The sequence below is a fragment of the Mycobacterium sp. genome (assembly GCF_035570115.1).
Classification (GTDB): domain Bacteria; phylum Actinomycetota; class Actinomycetes; order Mycobacteriales; family Mycobacteriaceae; genus Mycobacterium.
In genome coordinates this window covers 14,905-32,966 of record NZ_DATMLH010000116.1, presented here as the reverse complement: position 1 = coordinate 32,966, position 18,062 = coordinate 14,905, and the positions used below count along the sequence as shown (strand labels likewise).

Annotated in this window: 18 protein-coding genes; 5 read left to right on the top strand and 13 right to left on the bottom strand. The window is 63.9% G+C overall.

Translation table 11 applies throughout. The features are described 5' to 3' along the window. Positions 1-4: 4 nt before the first annotated feature. Positions 5-2,956, bottom strand: coding sequence for an RND family transporter (locus VNW74_RS10470; RefSeq protein WP_325676531.1), 2,952 nt, complete (start codon positions 2,954-2,956; stop codon positions 5-7). Further along, entirely contained in the window at positions 2,953-3,339 is a 387-nt protein-coding gene (locus VNW74_RS10465) for an MmpS family protein (protein ID WP_325676596.1), read from the bottom strand. Before VNW74_RS10465 ends, VNW74_RS10470 begins: the two co-directional genes overlap by 4 nt. 342 nt (positions 3,340-3,681) lie before the next feature. Here VNW74_RS10465 and VNW74_RS10460 point away from each other — a divergent pair, with 342 nt between their 5' ends. Further along, entirely contained in the window at positions 3,682-4,386 is a 705-nt protein-coding gene (locus VNW74_RS10460; protein WP_325676530.1) for a TetR/AcrR family transcriptional regulator, read from the top strand. A gap of 19 nt (positions 4,387-4,405) precedes the next feature. On the opposite strand, the gene VNW74_RS10455 is transcribed toward VNW74_RS10460, so the two are convergent. The 5 genes from VNW74_RS10455 to VNW74_RS10435 form a co-directional block, all read right to left on the bottom strand. Then, the gene (locus VNW74_RS10455; protein ID WP_325676529.1) at positions 4,406-4,894 is read right to left on the bottom strand and encodes a DUF5078 domain-containing protein; all 489 of its coding nucleotides are present in this window, start codon (positions 4,892-4,894) and stop codon (positions 4,406-4,408) included. 50 nt (positions 4,895-4,944) lie between these two features. Further along, positions 4,945-5,331: a PPOX class F420-dependent oxidoreductase gene (locus VNW74_RS10450; RefSeq protein ID WP_325676528.1), complete on the bottom strand. Its 387-nt coding sequence runs from the start codon at positions 5,329-5,331 to the stop codon at positions 4,945-4,947. A gap of 39 nt (positions 5,332-5,370) precedes the next feature. Continuing rightward, complete coding sequence (locus VNW74_RS10445) at positions 5,371-6,363, bottom strand: ATP-binding cassette domain-containing protein (RefSeq protein WP_325676527.1); 993 nt, start codon at positions 6,361-6,363, stop codon at positions 5,371-5,373. Between the two features lie 3 nt (positions 6,364-6,366). Beyond that, a complete protein-coding gene (locus VNW74_RS10440) occupies positions 6,367-7,416 on the bottom strand; it encodes an ABC transporter permease (protein WP_325676526.1) in 1,050 nt (349 codons plus the stop codon). Positions 7,417-7,485: 69 nt separating this feature from the next. Continuing rightward, the gene (locus VNW74_RS10435; RefSeq protein WP_325676525.1) at positions 7,486-8,013 is read right to left on the bottom strand and encodes a zinc ribbon domain-containing protein; all 528 of its coding nucleotides are present in this window, start codon (positions 8,011-8,013) and stop codon (positions 7,486-7,488) included. A 133-nt stretch (positions 8,014-8,146) separates the two neighbouring features. Between VNW74_RS10435 and VNW74_RS10430 the strand changes: the two genes are divergently transcribed. Further along, positions 8,147-8,995 carry a phytanoyl-CoA dioxygenase family protein gene (locus VNW74_RS10430; RefSeq protein ID WP_325676524.1) on the top strand — a complete coding sequence of 283 codons (849 nt, stop codon included), beginning with the start codon at positions 8,147-8,149 and terminating at the stop codon, positions 8,993-8,995. Between the two features lie 16 nt (positions 8,996-9,011). Here the strand turns inward: VNW74_RS10430 and VNW74_RS10425 are convergent, their stop codons facing one another. Then, positions 9,012-10,295, bottom strand: a complete 1,284-nt coding sequence (locus tag VNW74_RS10425) for a serine hydrolase domain-containing protein (RefSeq protein ID WP_325676595.1) — start codon at positions 10,293-10,295, stop codon at positions 9,012-9,014. Positions 10,296-10,457: 162 nt separating this feature from the next. On the opposite strand from VNW74_RS10425, the gene VNW74_RS10420 reads away from it, so the two are divergent. Further along, positions 10,458-11,093 carry a cutinase family protein gene (locus tag VNW74_RS10420; protein WP_325676523.1) on the top strand — a complete coding sequence of 212 codons (636 nt, stop codon included), beginning with the start codon at positions 10,458-10,460 and terminating at the stop codon, positions 11,091-11,093. On the opposite strand, the gene ligD is transcribed toward VNW74_RS10420, so the two are convergent. Then, on the bottom strand, positions 11,090-12,121 hold the full coding sequence (ligD, locus tag VNW74_RS10415) for a non-homologous end-joining DNA ligase (protein WP_325676522.1): 1,032 nt from the start codon (positions 12,119-12,121) through the stop codon (positions 11,090-11,092). The genes VNW74_RS10420 and ligD overlap by 4 nt on opposite strands. A gap of 38 nt (positions 12,122-12,159) precedes the next feature. On the opposite strand from ligD, the gene VNW74_RS10410 reads away from it, so the two are divergent. Continuing rightward, a complete protein-coding gene (locus VNW74_RS10410; protein ID WP_325676521.1) occupies positions 12,160-13,242 on the top strand; it encodes an ATP-dependent DNA ligase in 1,083 nt (360 codons plus the stop codon). Here the strand turns inward: VNW74_RS10410 and VNW74_RS10405 are convergent. Together VNW74_RS10405 and VNW74_RS10400 are read right to left on the bottom strand one after the other, a co-directional pair. After that, positions 13,239-14,756: an HNH endonuclease signature motif containing protein gene (locus tag VNW74_RS10405; protein ID WP_325676520.1), complete on the bottom strand. Its 1,518-nt coding sequence runs from the start codon at positions 14,754-14,756 to the stop codon at positions 13,239-13,241. The two genes, VNW74_RS10410 and VNW74_RS10405, sit on opposite strands and share 4 nt — an antisense overlap. 118 nt (positions 14,757-14,874) lie before the next feature. Then, on the bottom strand, positions 14,875-16,113 hold the full coding sequence (locus VNW74_RS10400) for a cytochrome P450 (RefSeq protein WP_325676519.1): 1,239 nt from the start codon (positions 16,111-16,113) through the stop codon (positions 14,875-14,877). Positions 16,114-16,205: 92 nt separating this feature from the next. On the opposite strand from VNW74_RS10400, the gene VNW74_RS10395 reads away from it, so the two are divergent. After that, positions 16,206-16,643 carry a lipoprotein LpqH gene (locus VNW74_RS10395; RefSeq protein WP_325676518.1) on the top strand — a complete coding sequence of 146 codons (438 nt, stop codon included), beginning with the start codon at positions 16,206-16,208 and terminating at the stop codon, positions 16,641-16,643. Positions 16,644-16,649: 6 nt separating this feature from the next. On the opposite strand, the gene VNW74_RS10390 is transcribed toward VNW74_RS10395, so the two are convergent. Together VNW74_RS10390 and VNW74_RS10385 are read right to left on the bottom strand one after the other, a co-directional pair. After that, positions 16,650-17,555, bottom strand: coding sequence for a haloalkane dehalogenase (locus VNW74_RS10390; RefSeq protein ID WP_325676594.1), 906 nt, complete (start codon positions 17,553-17,555; stop codon positions 16,650-16,652). Between the two features lie 21 nt (positions 17,556-17,576). Beyond that, complete coding sequence (locus tag VNW74_RS10385; RefSeq protein ID WP_325676517.1) at positions 17,577-18,062, bottom strand: NUDIX domain-containing protein; 486 nt, start codon at positions 18,060-18,062, stop codon at positions 17,577-17,579.

Sequence of the window (18,062 nt, the reverse complement as noted above, 5' to 3'; positions counted from 1 at the left end):
GACGCTACGACCGCGCCTTCGGCAACGGGGCCGTCCTGGCGTGGCCGTCGCCCAGCACTGTGTTGGCCACCTCGCCGTTGCCCTCACCCAGCAGGGCACGTACCGACGGACGGGTCCCATACGTGCGCAGCATCGTGCTGGCCGGGCGGGGCCTGACCTTGATCGGCCACCAGAACCAGCGCCCGAGGAGCGCGGCGATGGACGGCGTCATGAACGAGCGGACCACCAACGTGTCGAACAGCAGACCCAAACCGATCGTGGTACCGACCTGGCCGATGATCCGCAAATCGCTGACCACCATGGAGCCCATCGTGAACGCGAACACCAGACCGGCAGACGTCACCACCTTGCCGGTGCCGCCCATGGCGCGGATGATGCCCGTCTTCAACCCGGCGTGGATTTCCTCCTTGAATCGGGAGACCAGCAGCAGGTTGTAGTCAGACCCCACCGCCAACAACACAATCACCGACATCGCCAGCACCATCCAGTGCAGTTTGAAGCCAAGGATGTACTGCCAAACGAGCACGGACAGCCCGAACGATGCACCCAACGAGATCGCAACCGTGCCAACGATGACCAAGGCGGCGATCAGGCTTCGGGTGATGAGCAGCATGATGATGAAAATGAGGCACAGCGAACCGATCCCGGCAATCCAGAGATCGTATTTCGAGCCGTCCTTCCAGTCCTTGAAGGTGGCCGCGGTGCCGGCCAGATAGATCTTGGCGTCTTCCAGCGGAGTGGCCTTGAGCGACTCCTCGGCTGCCTGTCGGATCGAGTCGACACGCGCAATCCCTTCGGGCGTTGCGGGATCTCCCCGGTGCGAAATGATCAAACGGACCGCCTTGCCGTCCGGCGAGAAGAAATTGTTCAGGGCACGCTTGAAGTCCTTGTTCTTGAAGACTTCCGGTGGCAGATAGAACGAGTCGTCGTTTTTGGCGGTGTCGAAGGCTTTGCCCATGGCCGTCGCGTTGTCGCTCAACTCGTCCATCTGCCCGAAGATCCCCGACATGGTGCTGTGCATGGTCAGCATCATCGTCCGCATGGACTCCATGGTCGCGATCATCGGCGGGAACTCCGCAATCATCTGCGGCATCAGCGAATCAAGTTTATCGAAGTCTTTGGTCAGAATTTGGAACTTATCGTCGATCTCGTCGACACCGTCAACGGCGTCGAATATAGATCGCAACGAGTAGCATATCGGGATGTCGTAGCAGTGTTTTTCCCAGTAGAAGTAACTGCGGATAGGCCGCCAGGTGTCCTCGAAGTTTGCGATGTCGTCCCGCAATTCTTCGGTGACGGCTTGCATTTCCTTCGTCTCACCGACCATTTTGTGTGTCGTATCGGTGAGTTCTTTCATCAGATTGTACATACGCTGCATTCGCCCGATTGTGTCTTCGAGGTCGTCAGCCTGCTTGAGCATGTCGTCCATGCGGGCTTTTTGGTATTTCATCGTCTGTACCTGCCCGGCATTTTGCATGCTGAGCTGAAACGGAATCGACGTATGCTCCATCGCCGTGCCCTCGGGGCGTGTGATGGCTTGAACCCTGGAGACTCCCGGAACATGCAAGATGCCTTTGGCCAGTTTGTCGAGGATGAGAAAGTCTGCCGGATCCCGCAAATCGTGGTCCGCGTCGACCATCATCACTTCGGGCATCATTCGCGCCTGGGAAAAATGTCGCTCTGCGGCGTCGTATCCCTTATTAGCGGCAATGTCGTGAGGTATGTATAGCCGATCGTTGTAACTGGTTTGATATCCCGGCAGCGTCAACAGGCCGACAAGCGCGACCGCGCATGCTCCGGCCAGAATGGGCAACGGCCAGCGCACGATCGCAGTGCCTATCCGTCGCCAGCCACGGACGAGCATCTTGCGTCTGGGATCGAACAAACCGAAGCGCCCACCGACGACGAGCACGGCCGGAACCAGCGTGAGCGCGACCGCTACCGCTACGAGCATGCCAACTGCGCAAGGTACGCCCAAGCTTTGGAAATACGGCATCCGGCAGAAGCTCAGGCAAAATATCGCGCCGGCGATCGTCAAACCGGAGGCCAAGACGACGTGGGCGACGCTGCGGTACGTCGTATAGAAGGCGGTTTCACGATCTTCGCCAACCTGGCGCGCCTCTTGATAGCGGCCGAAAAAGAATATGCCGTAATCTGTTCCGGCCGCAATCCCGAGGGATACCAGGAGATTAATAGCAAATGTAGAGAGACCGATAAGTTCGTGATATCCGAGAAACGCGACAATTCCTCGAGCCGCCGTCAATTCAATGCCGACCATAACCAGCAGAAGCAACACGGTGATGACGGAGCGGTAGACCAGCAGCAACATGGTGAAGATCACCAAAAGGGTTACAACAGTGATCTTGAGGAGGGTTTTGTCGCCACTATGGTGCATATCCTTCACGAGCGCGGCTGGGCCGGTCACATACGCGGTTACACCTTTCGGCGGGGGTGTGCGGTTCACGATATTCCGAACAGCATCCACCGATTCGTCTCCCAAGGTCGTACCTTGGTTACCGGCGAGGTTGAGTTGAACGTATACGCATTTACCGTCGGAGCTTTGCGCACCCGGCGCGGTGAGCGGATCGCCCCAAAAATCCTGGACGTGTTGCACGTGCTTCGTATCGTCTTTCAGCTGACGAATCAAGCTGTTGTAGTATAGGTGCGCATCGTCGCCGAGTTTCTGCTGGCTTTCTAAGACGATCATCGCGAAACTGTCGGAATCAGATTCCTTGAATTTCTGGCCCATAACCGTCATCGCTTGCACCGAAGGCGCATCTTTGGGGCTCAGCGACACCGAACGTTGCGCCGCGATCTGCTCCAACGGTGGAACGGCGGTGCTCACCAGGAAAACAATCGCCAACCACGCCAGGATGATGGGAACCGCAAGCCGATGGATCGTCCGCGGCACGAAAGGCGGTTTGGCGTGCCCGCTGCCCGTCTGCTCGCTAATCATGCGCCCTTGAGCACGCAGTAGGTAAAGGCGTTGACTTCATGGGAGATTTTTTCGGCTTTGACCACATCGTCCACCACGATGCGACAGCCGATGGTGTTGCTATTGCCTTGTGCCACAATGTTTCCCATGACCGCTGCCGACGTCGTCGTAAAGTTCAACGACCAGGGCAATTGCGCTCCATCAACTCGTTTCGGATCAGCGTGCTCATCGAAGTAGCTGATGTCGGCCACGGTGCCGGCGGGACCGAAAACCTGGTAAGTCAGTCGCTTGGGATTGAAGGGCTTACTGTCGTCGGTCGCGCTGTCCGAATACGAGGGACGCTTGTCAGAGCCGAAAATGCCGTGAATCCGCCACACCGTGAACCCCCCGAGGCCGACGACCATCACGATCACGAGCGCAATCCACGACCGCTGCAGAACCCTGAAAATCGAAGTCCCCTTCACCTCTTGCCGTCTTTCCGGTCTGCGACATCCCACCAGCCACGCCAACCGTCGGCACAGCGAACGCGGCGGGGCGTCTCAGGGTGCCTGCTTGGCAGTCACCGCGACCGAGCGACGGCGGCGAGGAGGCACCACCGAACCTTGACGAGTAAACCATGCCATTCGCCCGGATTGTTGGCTCCTTCCCCACGGCTCTTCGCTGCACGCTGCAGGCGTGCGAAGTAACGCATGGCACGTGCGTAAACGGACGCTACCGGGTTGCGCGGCCACCCGCAATCAGCTCAGGTGCGTTATTCTCGCGCGGTGCCGCAGCTTACGTTCCAGCGCGCCCGCAGCGAGGACAAGAAGCGCCAGCGTGCGGTGGCGCTGGTCGAGGCCGCACGCTCGCTGGCGCTGGAGTCCGGTGTCGCGTCGGTGACCTTGACCGACGTCGCCAACCGTGCCGGCGTGCACTATTCGGCGGTGCGCCGCTACTTCACCTCCCACAAAGAGGTGCTGCTGCATCTGGCCGCCGAAGGATGGGTGCGGTGGTCTAACACGGTGTGTGAGAGGTTGCGCGACGCCGGTCCCGTGTCGCCCTCGCGGCTCGCCAAGGAGTTGGCCGACGCTCTGGCGGCCGACCCACTGTTCTGCGACCTCCTCGCCAACCTGCATCTTCACCTCGAGCATGAGGTGGAAATCGACCGGGTTCTCGAGGTCAAGCAGATCAGCACCGATGCGGTGACGTCGCTCGCCGATGCGATCGACCAGGCGTTGCCCGGGCTGGGACATCCGGGCGCATACGACGTCATTCTTGCCGCGTACTCGCTGGCGGGGCCGTTGTGGCAGGTCGCCAACCCGCCGAAAAAGCTCGCCGACGCCTACGCGGAGGCGAAGGCGACAGACCTGCCGCCCGACTGGAACATTGACTTCACGTCCGCGCTGACGCGCTTGATCGCGGCGACCTGCGTTGGCCTGATGGCCGAACCCGCGGAGTCCAATCCCGGCTGATTCGCCTCGGGATTGCGATCTACCAGTTCCACACCGACATGTCGTTGGGCGGGTAGTTCTGGCAGTTCTCGGTTTCCTTTGCGACGACGCCCTTGTTGTTGAAGAAGATCTTCATGTGGTTGGGCCAGGCCAGGTTCAGCGAATCGATCTGGGGCGCATAAAAGTTAGCCGAATAGGCCCTGCGATCCGCCGCCGACAACGAATAGAACCAGTGCACCTTGTTTTGGGTGTCCTGCTGAACGTTCGGATGGTTGTCGTAATCCGCCATGTATCGCTGGTAATACACCGGCTCGAAATCCCGTGCGGCGGCCAAGATCTGCTCGGCGGTGCAGGTGGTCGAGATCATCCTCCGCGGGATCGGGAAGTCCTCGGTGGAATCGTTGGACGAGCAGCCGTTGCACGGTTGGAACCCGGGATCGGCCGCGGCGACCCGGGGGAAGGCGGTAGGGGCGATACCGAGGGCGAGCACCGCGACGCCGACGGCAGTGCCGAGACGAGAAAGACGCATGCGGCTACTATAACGCTTCGGTAAAGGCCATGCCTAGGTGACCAAAGTATCTATCCGGCAGGCTTGACCTCAAGCCCGACGTGCACCTTGTCGATGCCGCCGCGGACGACCGAGTGCACGTAGAACCACGGGGCGTGATACCAGTACCGCTTGAGGACGGCGTTGTAGACCCGCCGGGTTTCTGACTTCGGCAGTACCCGGGCGATGCCCTCGACCTCGTCGCTTTTGGGCTTACCCAAAGCTCCACTCTTGGCGATCGTCACCCTGGGCGTGTTGTTGATCCGCTTTGTCTTCCACGACCCGTCGTCGGTGATGACGAGCAGCTTGTCGCCGTCGGGCACGCCCCAGATAGGTGTCGGTTTGGGACGGCCGTCCTTGGTGAACGTCGTCAACAGTAGGTACTTGGACCTGATGACGTCCTGAAAACTAAGAGCCACGCTCTTCTTTATATCTGCCCACTGCATGCCGTGCTCAGATCAGTCGTCGGCAAGCTCGCGACCTTCGATCAGCTCGCCTATACCCGTCACACCCAGTCGCTCGCGAAACGCCTGTGCGGTGTAGCCAACGGCCGCCGCGTCGGTTCGGGCCCGCACTGTCGCCGACCGCGGCATGTGAAACAGCACGCCGATTTCGCCGAAGTAGTCGCCGGGTCCGGCTACCTTCGCTAATTCCTCTCCGCCATCGGCTAATTCGCGCACAATATCGAACTCGCCTTCGGATACGACATAGATCAGATCGCCCATCGTGCACTGCTCAAACAGCACCTCGCCGGCGCGCAGGCGCACAGTTTCGGGTGGCCGGTTCGCCGACACGAGCGCCGGTGCCAGCTCGACGACGCGATCGGCCATCGGCAAAATCCGGCTGTCGTGGGTGGCGACCACCACCACACGTTCGCCTTCCGCGAGCGAGCGGATCAGCCGCAGCACCTCCTCCACCTGGATGAAGTCGAGGTGCGCAGTCGGTTCGTCGGCGAGGATCAACGGCGGATCCAGCGCGATCGCACGAGCGACTGCGACGCGTTGTTGCTGCCCGCCGCTCAGATCGCCGGGTCGATGTTTCATGCGGTCTGAAAGATTGACGCGGGTCAGGAGTTCCTCGGCACGACGACGCGCCCACGCGCGTGACATTCCAGCCGCGCGGATCGGGATCATCACGTTCTCGAGGGCGGTCAGGCTGGGCACGAGGTTGAACGCCTGGAAGACGATGCCGACCTTGTCGCGCCGGTACTTCGCCAGCGCCCGGCCTTCGAGCGCTGTGACGTCGACGTCGTCGAACTTGATTGCTCCAGATTTGGGTCGCAAAATGCCCCCGAGGCACGACAGCAATGTCGTCTTCCCGCAGCCGCTGGGCCCTAGCAGGATCAACAGCGACCCGGCCGGCACATCGAGGCTCAGGCCGTTGATCGGCCGGAGCGCGTAGCCACCGCTGGAGTATTCGACGACGAGGTCCTGGATGCTGAGGTCGCCCACTGTTCAGGGACCTCCGAACGCCAGCGCGGGATCGACCGCCACCGCGCGCCGCAGCCCGGCAACGCTGGCGAGCAGGCCGATCACTATCGCGATCACCGGCAGCGCGAGGTAGGCACGTATCGGCACGACCACGGTCATCGGGAACAACGGTGCCAGCAGCTGCGACAGGGCGACGCCCAGCGCCGCCGCGAATAGCGCAACGACGACCGCCTGCAGCGCAAGCCCCGCCAGAATCGACCGGGTGGGCACGCCGATCGCCTTGAACACCGCGAAGTCCCGCAGGCGTTCGAGCGCTGAAAGGTACACCAGAGATCCGACGATCAACACCGCCACGATCCACAGCAAGCCAGCCACGATCGTGATCGAAACGACCGCGACCTTCAACGGGCGCAACAGGTCATTGACACCTGCCGCTCGCTCGAGGGTCTGGTAGCCGTCCGGGAGCTGTCGTGGAACGCCGAGTATCCCGATCGAGGTGACCATTGGCTGCCCGGTGTACGCCAGCTGTTGCAGTCCCTGGGTCGTCAGGAAGATGTTGGGCATCTTCGCCAATGCGGTGGAATTCGGCACAATGCCAACGATTCGCAACGTGCGCGCACCGACCGGTAGATCTTCGCCGATGTGTCGGTCCAGCGTGCTCGACACCGCGACCTCGTCGGGCGTCGACGGCACCCGACCCTCCGAGACGCCCGGCATGCCGGGTCCGCGCTCGGGCGCCCCGAACGCCGTGGCGTTTCGCGTTGACGTGCCCTCCCTGATCGTCGACGCAGCGGTGGCCAGCGGGGCCGCGGCGACGATACCGGGCTCAGCGGCCACCCAGGCCAGGTCGACTTGCGCGAATGGGGTTGACCCCAAGAACGGTCCGGCCGCGCCGGACTTGACCACGAACGAGTCGACGCCCATGGAGTCGACGGTCCGCTGCGCCTCCACCCGAAAGCCGTTGGCAAGCCCGGTCAGGACGAGCGTCATCGCGAAGACCAATCCGGTGCTGAGGATCGCGATGACGAGGCGCCGCCTTCGCCATTGCATGTCACGGAGGGCCGCGGACAGCATGTTTGCGACGCTACCGATGACCAGGCATTTTCGTGCCTGGTTTGGCCATGTTTGCAGTCCCGCTGGGTGTCATGGCATTGCTTCGGCCCAGGCGATGTGCCCCTCGAGGCCAAGCGATGCAGCCATGTCGCGGTAGCGATTCACGAATTCCAGGTAGTTCACACCTTCGCCGCGCGCCCGGGCCAGCAGGGCGCGCGACCGCAGCAGCCAGATGTCGCGCATAGCCAGACCGTCATCATCATCGACCGGCGCGCCCGCTAACTGTTCGATCGCGGCCTCGGCCTCAGTGAGATCACCTTCGCCCGCGCGATCCACGAGTGTCTCGACCAGAACGCCGTTGACGATGGTGCTCCACCCCGACAGCCCCCGCTCACGCAACAAATGGTCGAAAGCGGCACGCATGACTGGGATGGCATCGTCGCAATGTCCACGCCGAGCCCCCTCACGCGCCAGGTAGACATCGGCGAACAACGCCGCCACCGGCTTGTATTCGGCAGGAGTGTGGGTCGCGACTACCGCCGCGCCACATCCGTGACAGAACCGGGCGTTGTCGAGGAGTTCGACGCCACACGAGCGGCACGCCGTTCCGGCCGTCATCCGACCTCCGCCGCTCGTTCCCCCGTGTTGACAGGATAGGGCGCCAGACAGCTGACGGCAGGGTTGTTGGCGGAGTTAGGGTGTGGTCATAGCAGTAAGGACGAGTGCAGATGAACGTTTCAGATGAACGCAGATGAACACTGACGACGAGTCCGTCACAACTCTGGAAGACCTCAGGGGCGATCTGGCGCTTCGACACAAGTGGATGCCCAGCAGCGGGGCCTCGGTCGACCCCGCGATCGTTGAGGCTGACATGGCGGCCCTCGACCGCGATGGCTACGTCATTTGGGAAAACCTGCTGAGCACCGAGGACTGCCGGCAGATCCGCGACGTCGTGCGTCCCTGGCTGGGACATACCGGCCGCAATTCTTTCGAGGGCCATCGCACCCAGCGCATCTACAGCGTGCTGAGCAGGACGCGGGTGTGCGACCGGCTTGTCGATCATCCACGGGTGCTGGCGGTGCTGGATCGGTTGCTGATGGCCAACTATCTGCTTTCGGCGTTGCAGGCCATCAATATTCAGCCCGGAGAGTCGGCACAACTGGCTCACCACGACGACGGGTTCTACCCGGTTCCCCGCCCGCGGGCTCCGTTGGCGGCCGCGACGATCTGGGCGATCGACGACTTCACCGCCGACAACGGCGCGACGGTGCTATACCCGGGCAGCCACCGGTGGGGCAAGCGGCGACCGGGCCCGGACGATCCCTCGCTACCTGTGGTGATGCCCGCGGGCTCGTGCGTCTTCTTTATCGGCACCCTGTGGCACGGCGGAGGAGCCAACACCACCACCCACGACCGTCTTGCTGTCACCGCCCAGTACTGCCAACCGTGGCTGCGACCGATGGAAGCCTTCACCCTCTCGGTGTCGCGCGACATCGCCCGAACGGTCTCCGACGACATCCGTCGCATGCTCGGCTACAGCATCCACCCGCCGTTCGTCGGTGCGGTCGACGGGTTGCATCCACTAAGGCTGCTGGAATGAGGCTGCTGGAACAGCCTTAGCGCCTTCCCGATACCGCCCGCTTTCGCTGTCGGGGTTCGCGGTAGGTTGCGCCGAACCGGGGCACCTCGAGGGGACCGGCGTGCCGGGCCGCATCGATGGCACTGCGCAGCGGACGAGCCAAGCCCGCGAACGAGGCCATGTCGAACACCATCGGTGTCAGCAGCCGGTTGTGGACATAGCCAAACGCGCTGGCGGTCTGAGGGTCAGCCCATCCGAGGGTTCCGCCCAAACCGATATGGCCGAACCCTTTGAGCAGGCCGGGTACCGGCGATTCGTGATAACCGAGGTGAAACGGCATCGGCACCATCAAGTTCAAATCCGGGAGCACCCGCGGGTTGCCGGCCAAGCCAGTGACCAACTCAGACGACAGGAACTGTGTTCCGTCGATGCGACCGTCGTTGGCCAATGCGGCGTACATCTTCGCCAGGCCGCGGCCAGTGACAACACCGTTGGCCGCGGGAACCTCACCGTCAAGGAACGGGATATCGCCCTGCACAAACGATTTGATACCCGGGAAATACATTGCGCCCAGAGCCCCGGAGAATGGCAGACCGGCCACCCGTGGCGCGACGAAGTTGAACACCGGATTGGGCCGAGTGCTCTGCGGGGCCAGAATCTGGGCCACCTTGGTCGGCGCGCCGGCCGGCGGTCGGCCGAGATGGAGACCGTCGGTGTTCAGCGGCTGCGCCAGCTCGCTGCGAACCAGCTCGCGCATGCCCATGCCGGTCACCGATCGGGCCAGACCGGACAGCAGCCAGCCGTAGGTCAGCGCGTGATACGCCGGGGCGCCCCGCAGGTGGTCAACCGGTGCCGCGGCCAGCCGCTCCTCCATGAGGTGGTGATCCATCAGTTCCGTCGGGCTGACGCCCTTCAGGTGTGACAGCCCGGATCGATGCCGCAAGACGTCGCGGACCGTGATGTCGGCTTTGCCGTTGGCCCCGAACTCCGGCCAGTACTCGGCAACGGGTGTGTCGTAGCACAGCAACTCACGGTCGACGAGCCGGTGAATCACCGTCGATGCGACGCCCTTCGTCGCGGAGAACACCATCGCGCCGGTATCGGCCGTCCACGGCACCTCACCGGCCCGATCTGACCACCCCGTCCAGACGTCGACGACCGGGCGGCCCTCGATGTAAACGGACAGGGCCCCGCCACCGAACCGGCGCCCGGGAAACAGCCGGGCGAACAACCGGACGACATTGGCGAAGCGCGGATCGGCCGCGCCGCTGACCCCGCGTGGCAGGCCGCTGTCGCCGTGAAGCAGAGACGTCTGGACCACTGTGCTATCGCGCAACTCGAGGTTGACCCGCACCGCCGCGCCGCGATCCGATCATGGCGTGATGCTATTACTCATGGAGAGTCCGGCGTATCGAAATCCACTTTCACGAGTAACGGGGGACCGCCGGCTCCCCCATCTCCGGCAGGATGGCAGCATTTAATGATGAGTAGACGCAGCATTGCTCGCATCGTTGCAACTGCGCTGGTGCTGGCTTGGGCCTTGTCAACCGCGCCGGTGGGCCTTCGGGTCGCCCACGCCGATCCGTGTCCGGACGCCCAGGTGGTGTTCGCTCGCGGCACCGGCGAGCCCCCTGGCGTCGGTGGGGCCGGCCAAGCGTTCATCGACTCGCTCACCGCGCAGGTGCCCGGGCGTTCCGTGGATGTCTACCCGGTCAACTACCCGGCGACCGACGATTACGTCGACAGCGCGAAGGCCGGCGCGGGTGATGCGGGTGCTCACATCCAGGACATGGTTGCAAGCTGCCCAAACACCAAGATGGTGCTTGGTGGATATTCCCAAGGCGCGGCTGTCATGGATCTGACAACCAATGAGTTACCTGCCCGCGTTGGTGGTCATGTCGCCGCGGTCGCCCTCTTCGGCAATCCGCAAAGTAGCTACGCGAGGCAGTTGGGGGCCGACCAGTTCCCGCCGATCGGCCCGGCCTATCAGGCGAAGACGGATGCGATATGCGTTCCCAACGACATGATCTGCGCCGAAGGCGGGAACATGCTCGCACACCTGTCATATGTTCCCGATTCGACCAACCAGGCCGCCACATTCGTCGCGGGCCGACTCTAGGGCTCCTTCTTCCGATCCGTATCCCGGCTCGGCTGCACCCGTTTGGGCTCGCCCGGCATTTTGGGGTAATTCGGTGGGTAGGGCAGATCGCCGAGTCCGCGCTTGTCGTCGGCCTCGACCATCTCGAGCAGCGGCGCGATCGACTGATCGACCGAATCCATGTCGGCCCAGGGGTCGTCGCGGCGGTCCACCAGATCCGCCACGGTAGCCATGGTGTAGTCGTCGGGGTCGGCGGTGGCCAGCTCGTCCCACGTCAGCGGCATCGACACCGTCGCGATTTGGGTGCGCCGCACCGAGTATGCCGACGCGAACGTGCGGTCGCGAGCGTTCTGGTTGAAGTCGATGAAGATCCGCTTGCCCCGTTCTTCCTTCCACCACGAGGTCGTCACCGCATCCGGAGCCCGGCGCTCGACCTCCCGTGCCAGCGCGATGCCGGCGCGGCGCACAGCGACGAAATCCCAATCCGTTTTGATCCGCAGGAACACGTGGATACCGCGGCCCCCGGACGTCTTCGGGTAGCCGACCAGTCCGAGTTCGTCGAGCAGCGGTCGCAATACGTCGACGGCCACGCCGCGGGCCTCGGCAAAACCCGTGCCGGGCTGGGGATCCAGGTCGATGCGTAACTCGTCGGGGTGCTCGGTCTCCGGGCAGCGGACTTGCCACGGATGCAGTGTGACGGTGCCCATCTGCGCCGCCCACACGATGGACGCGGGTTGGGTCACCTTCAGCGCGTCGGCGGTCCGCCCGGACGGAAACGTGACGCGGCACGTCTCCAGGTAGTCGGGGTGGTGCTGCGGAATTCTCTTCTGGTAGATCTCCTCGCCGTCGATACCGTCGGGGAAACGCTGCAGATGAGTGGGCCGGTCCCGCAGCGCGGTGAGCATCGGGCCGCGACCGACCGCGAGGTAGTACTCGACGAGTTTGCGTTTGGTTCCCTTGGCTCCCAGCTTGGGGAAATAGACCTTGTCCGGGTTAGTGAGCCGGACGGCGATCCCGTCCACGTCGAGTTCTTCTGCTGCCGCAGCCATATCCCGATTCCAGCACAGGGTTCCAGCACAATGTGCACATGCACTTGCCTGTCATGCCGCCGGTTTCGCCCATGCTGGCGAAATCGGTCAAATCCATCCCGCCCGAGGCGTCGTATGAGCCGAAATGGGACGGATTCAGGTCCATATGCTTCCGCGACGTCGATGAGGTCGAGCTGGGCAGCCGCAACGAGCGACCGATGACCCGCTATTTTCCCGAGCTGGTCGCGGCGGCCAAGGACGAGCTGCCGGAACGGTGTGTGATCGACGGCGAGATCATCATCGCCACCGACCACGGCTTGGACTTCGAGGCGCTACAGCAGCGCATCCACCCGGCCGATTCACGAGTGCGGATGCTCGCCGAACACACGCCCGCGTCCTTCATCGCGTTCGATTTGCTCGCCCTCGGCGAAGACGACTACACCGGGCGGCCATTTTCCGAACGCCGCGCCGCGCTTGTCGACGCTCTAGCTGGTTCGGCGGGCCTCTCGGGCCGCTCGATCCACGTCACGCCCGCAACGACCGATCTGGCGACCGCGCAACGTTGGTTCGACGAGTTCGAGGGAGCCGGCCTCGATGGCGTCGTGGCCAAGCCGCTGGGAATCACGTATCAGCCGGACAAGCGGGTGATGTTCAAGATCAAGCACGAGCGCACTGCGGACTGCGTGGTCGCCGGTTATCGCGTGCACAAGTCGGGCGGCGACGCGATCGGCTCGCTGTTGCTCGGGCTCTACAACAACGACGGCACACTCGCATCGGTCGGCGTCATCGGCGCGTTCCCGATGGCCGAGCGGCGGCGCCTATTCACCGAGCTACAGCCGCTCGTCACCGCCTTCGATGGCCATCCGTGGAATTGGGCTGCCCACGAAGCAGGCGAACGCACGCCACGTAAGAACGAATACTCCCGCTGGAACGCGGGCAAAGACCTCTCGTTTGTCCCGCTGCGACCCGAGCGGGTAGTTGAAGTTCGCTACGACCACATGGAAGGCGCACGGTTTCGGCACACCGCGCAGTTCAACCGCTGGCGTCCCGATCGGGAACCACAGTCATGCACCTACGCTCAGCTCGAAACCCCGGTCACCTTCAAGCTCGGCGACATCGTGCCCAGCCTGGGTGGGGTCTAAAAAGGCGGGGGTTTGTTGCGTTCGGCCACGTGGGCGGCGTTGAGGGCGCGTTCGGCGTCGATGCGGTAGGCGCGGTCTTGTTGGCGTGTTCGGCGACGTCGGGGCATCATGATCCCGCGATCACCGAGTGGTCGATCATCCGTTGGGGCAGTGGGTAGTTCGCCGGTGGGCAGGCACATGCGGGGAAACAACAGCCGACTGCCGGGGCGAGTCGTGTAGGTCTGACCGCTGGGAGCGGTCCACACGATGGTCCCGTCTGGCCACTGCTCGTCAGACCACCCGGTCCAGAAAGTTTTCAGCAGATGGTGTTTTCGACAGACGCACTTGAGGTTGGACGGATGGGTGGGCCCAAGCGGGTAGGCCACCGTGTGGTCGATATCGCAGAACTCGGCAGCCCGATCACAGCCCGGGAACCGACAGGTCAGATCGCGGCAGCGGATGAACCGCTCCAGCGCGGCCGACGGGCGGTAGCACGGCTCGGCCGCTGCGTTCACGGGAAGACCCACCGGCGTGACCTTGGCGCCGCCGCGGATCAACTCGGCCAACAGCGGAGCCGGCACCGCACCGCCGCTGACCATCCGACCGGCGGGCCGTTTGATCCCGTCACCGGGTGGATCGGGTTCAGGGTCGACAGCAAGCGCCTCTGACGCGCGCCGTTCCCCCGACATGTGCGGGTCGGGGGCCGCGGTCAACGCCGATTCTTCGGCGACAACGTGAATGACGACGCTTCTGGCCCGCTGATCGACATCGACACCGGCCGGGCAGGCAACGTCGCCGCAGCCACACACCAGCCGGTCGGCCCCGGCGGCAAGCGCACCCAACGCGTCGGCGCGGCGCTGGGCAATGGTGCGCGGATCCTCGTCGCACACCCCATCAGCCATCTGACCCAGGCGGCGGTTCAGCACCGCAGCGTCGGTCGAGTACAACGTCCCCCACACGTTGGTGGTGCCGTCCTGGCCATGCGGCGAGTCGATCACCACATCACGGCCACGAGCCGCCGCCCGGGTCCGGCGCAGCGCCGCGGGGTCGTAGCGATCAACAATGGCGTCGATCGCTTGCTCCGTCTTGGCCACCGACAGCGGCCCAAACCGGATGGCCTCTTCGGCCAACGTCGTATCGGCCAAGGCCAGTGCCGCCGCATCTTTGATCAGATCGGTGCGCCACACGATCGCAGCCACCAACCGCGCGCTGATCGCCCCCTCGACGAACAACGCCGCCACCTTGGGTAGCCGGTCACGCAGCGCGACACCCAGATACATCTGGGCCGACGCCATCCCGTGGCTGACATGCAAGGCAGCCGCAACCTCGGCGGCCATTGAATCCCAGTTGTCGCACGACCACTGCGCGCAGTCGGTGGGACCGTCAGCGCGTCGGCGCACCAACTCCGCGATCGCCGCCAACCGGCGTGCCGAAGCCGCCGCCTCGACGCAGGCCCATCCGGTAACGGCGGCGATCACCATGCCCTCGTCGGCGACGGCTAAATCCTCCGGCCCCGGCAGCCCTGTATCGAACATACGTGCGATTCTAATAGCGACCAGCGTCACGAGCAGCGCCGCAACCCACGGCCTGTGGACAACCCGCTAACTGTGGACAACTGTCAAAACGGCGACGGCAAAACCGGCCGGCCCACGTTCACACCGAGACCGCAACCGACAGCGTCGATAACCCGCGCAGCGTGACATTTCGCTTATAGATCGGCTCACCGTCCAGGCGCGCTCCGGGGAAACGCGCCGTGATCGCCGACAGCGCGACCGCCGCCTCCAGCCGAGCGAGCGGAGCGCCCAGGCAATAGTGCAGACCCCGTCCGAATGCTAAGTGCCGGAACGTGTTTCGATCCGGATCGAAGGTCTCTGGCCGCTCGAACTCAGCGGGGTCGTGCTGAGCTGCGGCCAGCAGCAGCATCATTGAATCGCCCTTGACGACCCTGCTATCCCCGATCGTCATGTCGTCGGCGGCGATTCGGGCTACCAATTGCACGGGCGGGTCGTAACGCAGTGTTTCCTCGATGACCGCCTGCGCGCGATCTGCGTCGGCACCCAGCGCGGCCCATTGCGTGGGGTTGCGCAACATCGCCAAGATCGCGTTGGCGATCAGGTTCACGGTGGTCTCGTGTCCGGCGATCAGCAGCAGGCTGCACGTCGAGACGATCTCCTCCTCGGTTAGCTGATCGCCGGACTCCTCCACCGCGATCAACCGCGACATCAGATCGTCACCGGGTTGTGAGCGGCGCTGTCCGATCAGCTCGTGGAGGTATTCTCGCAGCCACTGACCAGCCTGAATGCGCTCGTCCATACCCTGCATCGGTTCGCCGGTGATCGCGAAGAACGGGTCCAGCGCCTGGGCCAGCAGCGCCGATGCGCGGCTGAACTCAGCCTCGTCCTCCAGCGGAACCCCCAACAGCCGGCAGATGACCGCCACCGGCAGCGGGTAAGCGAGATCGCTGACGGCGTCGAACCGGCCCCGCTCGGCGATGCGCTCCAGCAACCCGTCGACCAGCTCGGCGATGTCCGGTTGCAGCTCACTGACCACCTTGGGCACGAACGCCTTGCTGACCAGTTTGCGCAGCCTGGTGTGATCGGGCGGATCGAGGAACAAGAAACCGGGAGGCCCCATTGGACGCGCGGTCGCACCGTCGGCGAGCAGGCGTTGCGCGACCGTCGACTTGAGCCGGTCGGCGGAGGATGACGGATGCCGCAGCACCTCGTCGCAGTCGCGATAGGCCGAAAAGACGATCAGGTTGGCTTCCGGCAGGTACATGGGGCCGCGGTCACGAAACTGCTTGTATACCGCGTACGGGTCGGCTCGGTTGGCCGGATCCAGTAGTTGCAGCAGAAGTGCCTGCGGCTCGGCGACACTCGACACACTCGTCATGCACACATTGTGCAGGCGTTCGAAAGATGGTTGCCGTTTCGCGACGTCAACCCGCTAGATTCGGCTTAAGGATCGCCAGCAGGGGGATTGTTGTGAACGGTAAATCGGTCGTCGTCGCGGTGGCTGTCGCGATGATCGGCGTTGCCGGGTGCTCATCGCACGCAGCGATCAAGTCGGCACCCGGGACGTTGCCGCCCGGCACTGCCGAACTCAGCGTCAACGGCAGCACGACGCGGGCCACCGATGCGGTGCAATGTGAGTCCATCGATTGGCTGAGGACCATCAAGACCGGCGATGAGGCCTCGAGTGTCATCGTGATGCTCTCCGGCGCGAAAAAGCTGGTCGCCGAATTCGTGCGGTTCCAGAACTTCGACGGCTTCACCGGCAGTTACGACCGCCATATGCAAGGCGAGGCAGCGGTTGCTATGACCGGTCCCACGTATCGCATTGCCGGTACCGCGGTCGGCTTCGCCGGCGCCAAGGCGACCGAACGGACGACGGCGCCGTTCGAGCTGCGCGTGTCCTGCTGACGCCGGTCAGCTGCGTAGAAATTCGACGATATAGCCGGCGAGCTCTTCTCCGGCATCCTCTTGGAGGAAGTGCCCGGCATCGTGCACGACCGGGTGCCGGATCCCCCGCGCGCCGGGCATTTCGCGCTGCAAGATCGGCGACATCCCGCCGGTGATCGGGTCGCCGTCGCTGAAAGCGACCAACATCGGCGTCGAACTCGCGCACAGCTTGGCCCACGCCGAGCGGTTGGCCGGTGCCGCGGGGTCATCCGGTGACGTCGGCACCAATCCGGGCATGGCGCGCGGTGCGGCACAATAGGTGTCGTCGGGAAATGGCGCGTCGTAGGCCGCGCGCACGGCGTCGCTCATCGGCCGACGACAGCCCCCCTGCACGAATCGGCCGATATCGATCGTCGGCAGCCCCTGGATAGCCTCGCGGAATCGCCACCAGATTTTCGGCATCGGGATATCGCCGGTGGGCAGGCCGGTGTTGGCGACGACGAGCCTGCTGAAGCGTTCGGGATGCTCTGCGGCCAAACGTAACCCGATCAGTCCGCCCCAGTCCTGCCCGACCAGCGTGACCCGCTGCAGGTCCAAAATGTCGAACGCCAGTGCCCGCACCCACTCGACGTGGCGGGCGTAGGTGTGGTCCTCTCGGCGCGCCGGCTTGTCGGAACGACCGAACCCGACCAGGTCCGGGCAGACGACACGACGCCCGGCAGCGGTCAGCACGGGAATCATCTTGCGGTACAGGAAGGACCACGACGGCTCGCCATGCAGCATGAGCACTGGGTCAGCATCGCCTGGCCCGTCTTCCACCCAGGCCATTCGCAGCGACCCGCCGTCGTCGTCTGATACGTCAGAATAGTTTGGGCTATAAGGGAATTCGGGTACGTCCGTGAACCGGTCGTCAGATGTTCGCAGCGTCTGCACAAATGTGAACATACGCCAGGCTCATCGGCCTTGGCGCAAACCGGCCAGGGTGGGGTGTGCCATCAATCGATCCAGAAAGGCATGGTGTCCTTTGAGGAGCTTGGTCTTGGCCTGCGCAAGCGGGAACCAGCCCACCCGGTCGACCTCGGGGAAGGCCTGCATCCGCCCGGACCCCTTGGGCCATTCGAGTTCGAAGGTATTGCTCTGGGCGTTGGCGATATCCAAATCGCCGCGCACGGCGAACACGGTGAGCACCTTGCCGCTCGGCTGCTTGACCGAGCCGAGGTCGATTCGCGGGCCAGTCGGCGGTGCCAGCCCCGTCTCCTCCTCGAATTCGCGCTGCGCGGCCGCCCACGGGTCTTCGCCGTCGGTGTACTCACCCTTGAGGATCGACCAGGCGCCGTCATCCTTGCGTGCCCAAAACGGCCCACCCGGGTGTCCGATAAGAACTTCGACGACGCCGTCGCGCACCCGGAACAGCAGCAGCCCCGCGCTCAGCCTAGGCAT